Annotated in this window: 8 protein-coding genes and 1 tRNA gene; all 9 read left to right on the top strand. The window is 60.9% G+C overall.

Annotated features, from left to right (window positions below; translation table 11 throughout):
• Positions 1 to 1,001, top strand: a 1,001-nt coding sequence (locus ASH01S_RS16300; RefSeq protein ID WP_157067196.1) for a D-alanyl-D-alanine carboxypeptidase family protein, incomplete at its 5' end; no start/stop codon positions are given.
• A 72-nt stretch (positions 1,002 to 1,073) separates the two neighbouring features.
• Positions 1,074 to 1,211: a hypothetical protein gene (locus ASH01S_RS18650; RefSeq protein WP_157067195.1), complete on the top strand. Its 138-nt coding sequence runs from the start codon at positions 1,074 to 1,076 to the stop codon at positions 1,209 to 1,211.
• Positions 1,212 to 1,274: 63 nt separating this feature from the next.
• Entirely contained in the window at positions 1,275 to 2,159 is an 885-nt protein-coding gene (gene pdxS, locus ASH01S_RS16295; protein ID WP_067929503.1) for a pyridoxal 5'-phosphate synthase lyase subunit PdxS, read from the top strand.
• Positions 2,160 to 2,207: 48 nt separating this feature from the next.
• Positions 2,208 to 2,795, top strand: coding sequence for a pyridoxal 5'-phosphate synthase glutaminase subunit PdxT (gene pdxT, locus ASH01S_RS16290; RefSeq protein WP_067929502.1), 588 nt, complete (start codon positions 2,208 to 2,210; stop codon positions 2,793 to 2,795).
• Between the two features lie 147 nt (positions 2,796 to 2,942).
• Positions 2,943 to 4,232, top strand: a complete 1,290-nt coding sequence (gene serS, locus ASH01S_RS16285; RefSeq protein ID WP_067929501.1) for a serine--tRNA ligase — start codon at positions 2,943 to 2,945, stop codon at positions 4,230 to 4,232.
• The gene (locus ASH01S_RS16280; protein ID WP_067929500.1) at positions 4,229 to 4,699 is read left to right on the top strand and encodes a hypothetical protein; all 471 of its coding nucleotides are present in this window, start codon (positions 4,229 to 4,231) and stop codon (positions 4,697 to 4,699) included. The genes serS and ASH01S_RS16280 overlap by 4 nt, the downstream gene beginning before the upstream one ends.
• Before the next feature lie 33 nt (positions 4,700 to 4,732).
• Complete coding sequence (locus tag ASH01S_RS16275) at positions 4,733 to 5,185, top strand: hypothetical protein (protein WP_067929499.1); 453 nt, start codon at positions 4,733 to 4,735, stop codon at positions 5,183 to 5,185.
• A 277-nt stretch (positions 5,186 to 5,462) separates the two neighbouring features.
• A tRNA-Arg gene (locus tag ASH01S_RS16270) sits at positions 5,463 to 5,541 on the top strand.
• A 415-nt stretch (positions 5,542 to 5,956) separates the two neighbouring features.
• Positions 5,957 to 6,916: an NAD-dependent epimerase/dehydratase family protein gene (locus tag ASH01S_RS16265; RefSeq protein WP_067929498.1), complete on the top strand. Its 960-nt coding sequence runs from the start codon at positions 5,957 to 5,959 to the stop codon at positions 6,914 to 6,916.
• The last annotated feature ends 463 nt before the right edge of the window (positions 6,917 to 7,379 follow it).

The following is a 7,379-nucleotide window of genomic DNA, read 5'->3' as shown; positions in this document are numbered from 1 at the left end:
GGCGGGCGCCCGCCTCCACCACCAAGCTGATGACGATGTTGTTGATTCTGGAGGCGGTGAAAGCCAAAAAGGTCGCCTGGAACGACATCGTCCCAGTCACGGAGGATGCCTACAAAGTAGCCACCACGCCGGATGTTTCCAACGCCTACCTAGATCCACGCGAGCACTTCACACTGCGTGACATGATGGAGTTCATCGCGGTGCTGTCGGCAGCGGACGCGACGGTCGCTGTGGCTGATGATTTGGGCGGCAACAGGGCCGGTTTTGTGCGCATGATGAACGAGCAGGCTCAGAAACTTGGCATGACTCATACCCATTATATGAATCCGGACGGATTGACGGAGAAGAATCACTATACCACCGCCCACGACCTGGCGGTGTTGGCTCGCTACATGGTCACCCATTATCCCAACGTCCTGACGTTCACCAAGGAGCCCAAGGTGACCGTCCGCAAGAACAACACCTGGACCAACACCGATCAACTGCTCGGTCGGTACCCGGGCTTGGACGGGCTGAAGACCGGGTACACGAGCGCCGCCGGCTACTGTTTCGTGGGTACCGCCGAGCGCAACGGAGAGCGGTTGATCAGCGTCGTGATGGGAGATTCGTCCGACGCCCAGCGTTTTACGGACACGAAAAAGCTGCTGGACTGGGGATTCCAGAACTTCGTCGAAGAAAAAGCGGCCCCGGCCGGCAAAACCTTGGCGCAAACCGTCTACGTGGAAAACGGCAAGAGTGAGCGTCTGAAAGTAGAGACGAAGGGCGATTTGGTTGCGTCCATCCCCAAGGGGGCGCGCGGGACGTTGGAGCTGGAGGCTAACGAGCTCTCCGCTCCGATTGCCAAAGGCGCGTCCGTCGGCACCCTGAAATACGTGGTGGGTGGCAAGACGGTGGCCGAGACTCCGGTGGTCGCGACGGGGGCAGATGGCAAGGCGAGCTGGCTGACGCGCTTGATGCGCAGCGTCGGGCATTGGCTGAGCAGCTTGGCGCACCGTCTGTGAAAGAGCCTTCGCTCCGCGTCGACGCCCGGCTTGTTATAATGGACATGACCGGGTGGATGGGAGCGATGCCAAATGCCGTGGTGGCTGATGGGGTCTTTCATCGTGTGCAGCATCCTTGTGGTCCTGTTTCTCGCGGGCGCGTTCTTTATGACGCGCTCCTATCTGCGTAAAATGAAGAAAGAACGGGCGGATCGGCAAGGGACGATGTAGCCGGTCTGAGTCTGGCTGACGTATCCAGAGTTCGGTCCACAACGAGAAGGGGAGGTCTGTTCGATGGCCAAGACGGGCACGGAAGTTGTCAAGCGCGGCATGGCTGAGATGCAGAAGGGCGGCGTTATCATGGACGTGGTGACGCCGGAGCAGGCGAAGATTGCGGAGGCGGCCGGCGCCTGCGCCGTCATGGCCTTGGAGCGGGTGCCGTCGGACATCCGCGCGGCCGGCGGGGTGGCCCGCATGGCGGACCCGACGATAGTCGAGCAAGTCATGAAGGCTGTGTCCATTCCGGTCATGGCCAAGTGCCGGATTGGACACATTGTGGAGGCGCGCGTCCTGGAGGCGATGGGCGTCGACTACATCGACGAGAGCGAAGTGTTGACGCCGGCGGATGACAAGTTCCACATCAACAAGCGGGAGTTCACGGTGCCGTTTGTCTGCGGCGCCCGCGACCTCGGCGAAGCCCTGCGGCGGATTGCCGAGGGCGCCTCGATGATCCGCACCAAAGGCGAACCTGGCACAGGCAACATCGTGGAGGCGGTCAAGCACCAGCGCATGATGCAGGCGCAGATTCGCAAAGTGCAGGCGATGTCGGAAGACGAATTGGTGGCGGAGGCGAAAAACCTGGGCGCGCCCTATGAGCTGCTGCTGGAGGTGCACCGCCTCGGCAAGCTGCCGGTCGTCAACTTCGCCGCAGGCGGCGTGGCCACGCCAGCGGACGCGGCGCTGATGATGGAGTTAGGATCGGACGGGGTGTTTGTGGGGTCCGGCATCTTCAAGTCGGAGAACCCGGAGAAGTTCGCGCGGGCGATTGTCCAGGCGACGACCCATTACCAGGATTACGAGCTGATTGCGGAGCTGTCCAAGGGGCTCGGCACCGCGATGAAGGGTATCGATTTGAATACCCTGCGCGACGAAGAACGGATGGCGGTGCGCGGCTGGTAACGGCCGTGGTATGATACCCATACTTTTCCAGAACCGAGGTTGGTTGCGATGAAAGTCGGTGTACTCGCTCTGCAGGGCGCGTTTCGCGAACATGAACGAATCTTCTCATCACTCGGAGCCGAGACGGTGCTGGTGAAAAAGGTGGAACACCTCGACTCCCTCGATGGCCTGGTGATACCGGGCGGGGAGAGCACCAGCATTGGCCGCCTGCTTCGCGAGTACCACTTGATTGAGCCCATTCGGGAGCTGGCGGCGGACGGGTTCCCCGTGTTTGGCACGTGCGCCGGCATGATTGTTTTGGCCAAGCGCATCCACGGCGGGGAAGAGCCGCATTTGTCCTTGATGGACATGGAGGTGGACCGCAACTCGTTCGGCCGGCAGCGGGAGAGCTTTGAGGCGGAGTTGGACATCCGGGAGATCGGCGAGGAGCCGTTTCCGGCGGTTTTCATCCGAGCGCCGCACGTGGTCGAGGTGGGCGAGGGCGTGACCATCCTCGCGCGGTATCAGGATAGGGTGGTGGGAGTGCGTGAGGGCAACCTCTTGGCGCTTTCGTTCCACCCGGAACTGACTGACGATACGCGGCTGCACCAGTACTTTTTGAAGCTGATTGAGGGTCGCGCGCGCGTGACCGTCTGAGGCAGCAAAGCGCGGAGGCGGCAGCCAGGACGGCGTCCGATGGGGCGCCGTTTTCTGTTGGAGACAGCGCACCGTTGCCGGCCGCACCGGTGTTTGGTATTCTCGAACCAACTGACGTCGCTGCGGAAATGGAGGAACGCTAGCTCTATGCTTGATATTCGCGCCATTCGCGCCAACCCGGACGCATTCAAGGCGGGACTCGGGCGCAGAAACGTGGGTCCAGAAGTCATCGACAACCTGCTTGCCGCAGACGAACAGTGGCGCCAGGCCCTGGCCGAGGCGGAGCGGCTGAAAAGTGTCCGCAACCGGACCTCGGAGGCCATTGCGCGCAAGAAGAAACAGGGCGAAGATGCGAGCGCCGACATCGCTGAGATGAAGCGGGTCTCCGAGCGCATCAAGCAGCTTGACGAGGCGGTGCGCGAACACGAGGCGGCGGTGCAGGACCAGCTCCTGCGCATCCCGAATCTGCCTCACGAGTCGGTGCCCGACGGGGAAACGGAGGAGGATAATGTCCCCATCCGCCACTGGGGTGAGGTGCCGCGCTTCGATTTCGATCCGAAGCCGCACTGGGAACTGGCGGTCAACTTGGGCATCGCCGACTTCGAACGGGCCGCCAAGGTGACCGGATCGCGCTTCGTGATCTACAAAGGGCTGGGAGCGAAGCTGGAGCGCGCCTTGGCGAACTTCATGCTCGACTTCCACGTCGCCCGGCACGGGTATGAGGAGATGTTCCCGGCGTTCATCGCCAACGAGGACAGCCTCACCGGCACGGCTCAGCTGCCGAAGTTTGGCGAGGACATGTTCAAGCTGGAGGGTCTGCCGTACTACCTGATTCCGACCGCCGAGGTGCCGCTCACCAACTACTATCGGGAGGAGATTCTCGACGCCTCGCAGTTGCCGGTGAAGTTTGCCGGGTACAGCGCGTGCTTTCGGTCGGAAGCGGGATCTGCCGGCAAGGACACGCGCGGGCTGATTCGCTTGCACCAGTTCCAGAAGGTGGAGTTGGTCAAGCTGGTGCGTCCGGAGGATTCGTACGCGGAGCTGGAGACGTTGGTGCAGGATTGCGCGGACATTCTCGAGGCGCTCGAAATCCCGTACCGGGTCGTCAGCATCTGCACCGGCGATTTGGGCGACAAGGAGACGAAGAAGTACGACCTGGAGTTGTGGATGCCCGCGCAGGGGCGGTACCGGGAGGTCAGTTCCTGCTCGAACTTTGAGGATTACCAGGCGCGCAGAGCCAGCCTTCGTTTTCGCCGCGACGAGTCATCGAAGCCCGAGTTTGTGCATACACTCAACGGGTCGGGCCTCGCTGTGGGGCGCACTCTGGCCGGCATTTTGGAAAACTTCCAGCAGGCCGACGGCAGTGTCCGCATCCCCAGCGCGCTCGTGCCGTACATGGGTGTAGACGTCATCGCACCGGCGGGGAATCGGGCATGACCTGGCTGTGGACGGTGCTGGCCCTCCTGCTGGTGGCTTGCCTGGCCGTCTGCATACCCATTCAGCACCGGGCGCTCAACCGGATCGCCTTTGGGCGATCCATGTTCATCACCTTTGCGCTTATCCTGTTCGGCCTCTTCCTGGTGGTCGTGGCGACGGGACTGGCGGCGGTGGTCTTGGGCGCGCTGCTGATGACGCTGGGATACGGATTTCTGATTTTCATCGCGGTCAAGTCGTACCAGCGCCTGCGGCAGGTCAAGCGCCAGCGCCTTGGCGCCGATGCGACAGAGTACCGGCGTGCAGGGGACGATGCAGCGCAGCGTGAGCACTCCGGGGATGAGGTCACGCAGTGCGAACGGTGGGAGGCCGATGTAATTCAACGCCAGCGTTCAAGGGACGATGCCCGCCCAGGGGAGGGCACGGACGGCGGGTCTGTGGACGGAAATCCGCCGACCGCGACGCCATGACAGCCGCATGAAAAGCCGAGGTGGTCTGTGGCAGTGCGCATCACGCACATCACGCTCGATTTTACCGTCGACGATTTGAACGAACTGCTGCGGGAGTTTATCCCGGACAGCCAGCTGGTGATAACGGGGATTGATCGCCTCGGCATCCACGGCCAGCTGCGCTTCCTGTTTTGGAATGTCGATTTTGTCGCCAAACCGTGCAGCCCGAGCCCTGAGGAGGTATCCATTGAGGTCACAGCGCACAAACTGGTATCCATTCCTCCGGCCATCATTGAGCGCCAACTGCGGGAGGCGGTCAAGGACGCTCCGGACGGGGTGGAGGTGTTGCAGCAGGCGCTGCGGCTGAACGTGCCGCTGATTCTGCAGCCGTTCGGCATCCGGCTGGGCATCCGGGAGCTGCAGACGCACGACGGGTTCGTGCGCATGGCCCTGCGGGACGTGGAGACGCCCCGGCTGATGCGCCTGGTGCGGGGGATACGAAAGTAAGCCAGAGCACGCGCAGGGCAGGATGGGGTGTGCATGCGGGCGGTGAGGTTTTGACGGCGGCTTGTGGGATTGTGGGGGCCTTGGATGTTCTTGGGTGGCAATGGCGGAGGACTTGCGGCGGAAAAGTTTCCTTTGTCTTTTGCCAGGCGGGTTTGTATAATGTAAGGGCGTGGGGTAACGACGTGAAATAAGGGCACACACCAGGGGGCGCGGCGGCGCCGATGCGATATGGATTCGGGATGTACGCCGATGGCGATTTTGTGGATCATGTGGACATGCACCCGTAGCTCAGCCGGATAGAGCGGTGGTTTCCTAAACCGCGTCTTGCGGGGGTTCGAGTCCCTCCGGGTGCACCAGAAAATCTAAGCGTGGCGCGGGTTTTCAGGGGTGGAGATTCCGCGCTGTTTTTTCTGCCGTTTTTCTACCCTTCGACCTACGAAATAATTTCTCAATTTGCTTTTCTGCAAAAATGACATATCTTCTAGTGACGTGATCCGCTGATAGTAAAGGACAAAGGATAAGTAATATTTTGTCGTGATGATTCGTGCTACTCTTGTCCTTCATTCTAGACGAGATGCAAAGGGATTGAATCCGTTATGGACGAACATGCGACGCAGACTGCGCTTCGCGGCATCACGTACGGTTGTACGTGTTCGGCACTAAGGTCGGTGATGATGTGAGCGCCTTCACTGGAAATTCGATGACGCAGACGTCGTTTTCACGGCCGCTGGTGGCCATTTAGATGAAACAACCATAAAGGAGGCCCTCGTGATGCGCGTTGTCATTATCGGAGGCACGGGACACATTGGCACCTACCTGGTGCCACGCCTGGTGGAAGACGGGCACGAAGTCATCAACGTCAGCCGCCGCAGGCGCGAGCCGTATCAGCCGCACGGCGCCTGGAAGTCGGTGCGGCACGTGGAGATGGATCGCGCTGTCCTCGAGGCACAAGGCCAATTCGGGGAGTGTATCGGTAGACTGCAACCGGACATCGTGATCGACCTCATCTGCTTCACGCTCGCAAGCGCGCAGCAACTGGCCGAGGCGCTGCGCGGGCAGGTGCAGCACTTCCTGCAATGCGGCACCATCTGGGTGCATGGGCCGAGCGTGCGCGTGCCTACGACGGAAGATGTGCCGCGCCGGCCGTTCGGTGAATACGGCATCCAGAAGGCGCAGATTGAGAAGTATTTGTTGGAAGAGGCGCGCAGGGGCAGGCTGCCAGCGACGGTCTTGCATCCTGGGCATATCGTCGGTCCAGGATGGGAGCCGCTCAATCCGGCGGGCCACTTCAATCCGGAAGTGTTTAGCCGCTTGGCGCGCGGCGAAGAGGTGAGGTTGCCCAATCTCGGGATGGAGACGGTGCATCACGTACACGCGGACGACGTCGCCCAGGCGTTCCAGCAGGCCATCCGCCACTGGAACGCATCGGTGGGCGAAAGCTTTCACATCGTTTCCCCTGCCGCGGTGACACTGCGCGGCTACGCGGAAGCGGTGGCGGGCTGGTTCGGCCGCGAAGCCAACTTGCGCTACCTGCCATGGGAAGAGTGGCGTAAAACCGTTTCTCCGCAGGAGGCGCAGGCGACGTGGGATCATATCGCCCACAGCCCGAACTGCAGCATTGCCAAGGCCGAGCGCCTCATCGGATACACGCCGCGTTATGAATCGCTGCAAGCGGTCCGGGAGGCGGTGGACTGGCTCGTCGCACACGGTGTCATCCAAGTAGATGGATGAGCCGTGATGACAGGTCAACGGCGGCGAAGCTCGCTCCGCCGCCCACTGTTGGGTCGAGCGACGGAATTTGACTTCAAGTGAACTTCGAGGGTGCTGTGTCCTTGTTGCGGGGGCCTCTGGTCTCTCTTTTCATGCTTGAGGTTACAAAGGTGCACGGTCCGTTACGCAAATTCCGGATGGCTCTCTGGCATGGCATGGCTTCGGGAGAGCGAGGTCAGCCACCTGATTCGTGTTGGTGTGGCAACTCAACACTATCAGGAGTTTTTTATTGCCTCAAACCCGGAATTACTTCATTACAGGAATGCTGTACTTTGCTGTCAATCATGCCGCGACACGGAATATGGGGGATTTATCGACGATATTATTGCGTTCGCTCCTGGCCGTCAATCGGTAATCCGCAAATGCCCGTGTCAAGTTGTGGCAGGTCCATTGGTGATGCCCTATACAATGTGGCGTTAACTTA

The sequence above is a fragment of the Alicyclobacillus shizuokensis NBRC 103103 genome, from assembly GCF_001552255.1.
Lineage (GTDB): Bacteria > Bacillota > Bacilli > Alicyclobacillales > Alicyclobacillaceae > Alicyclobacillus_G > Alicyclobacillus_G shizuokensis.
The sequence above is the reverse complement of the archived record's forward strand: the minus strand, read 5'-3'. Positions and strand labels throughout refer to the sequence as shown.

Bases quoted from the DNA above. Each gene is read 5' to 3' on its own strand.
- ASH01S_RS16265 (WP_067929498.1), top strand. From the start codon at position 5,957: ATGCGCGTTGTCATTATCGGAGGCACGGGACACATTGGCACCTACCTG.
- pdxS (WP_067929503.1), top strand. From the start codon at position 1,275: ATGGCCAAGACGGGCACGGAAGTTGTCAAGCGCGGCATGGCTGAGATG.
- serS (WP_067929501.1), top strand. From the start codon at position 2,943: ATGCTTGATATTCGCGCCATTCGCGCCAACCCGGACGCATTCAAGGCG.
- ASH01S_RS18650 (WP_157067195.1), top strand. From the start codon at position 1,074: ATGCCGTGGTGGCTGATGGGGTCTTTCATCGTGTGCAGCATCCTTGTG.
- ASH01S_RS16280 (WP_067929500.1), top strand. From the start codon at position 4,229: ATGACCTGGCTGTGGACGGTGCTGGCCCTCCTGCTGGTGGCTTGCCTG.
- pdxT (WP_067929502.1), top strand. From the start codon at position 2,208: ATGAAAGTCGGTGTACTCGCTCTGCAGGGCGCGTTTCGCGAACATGAA.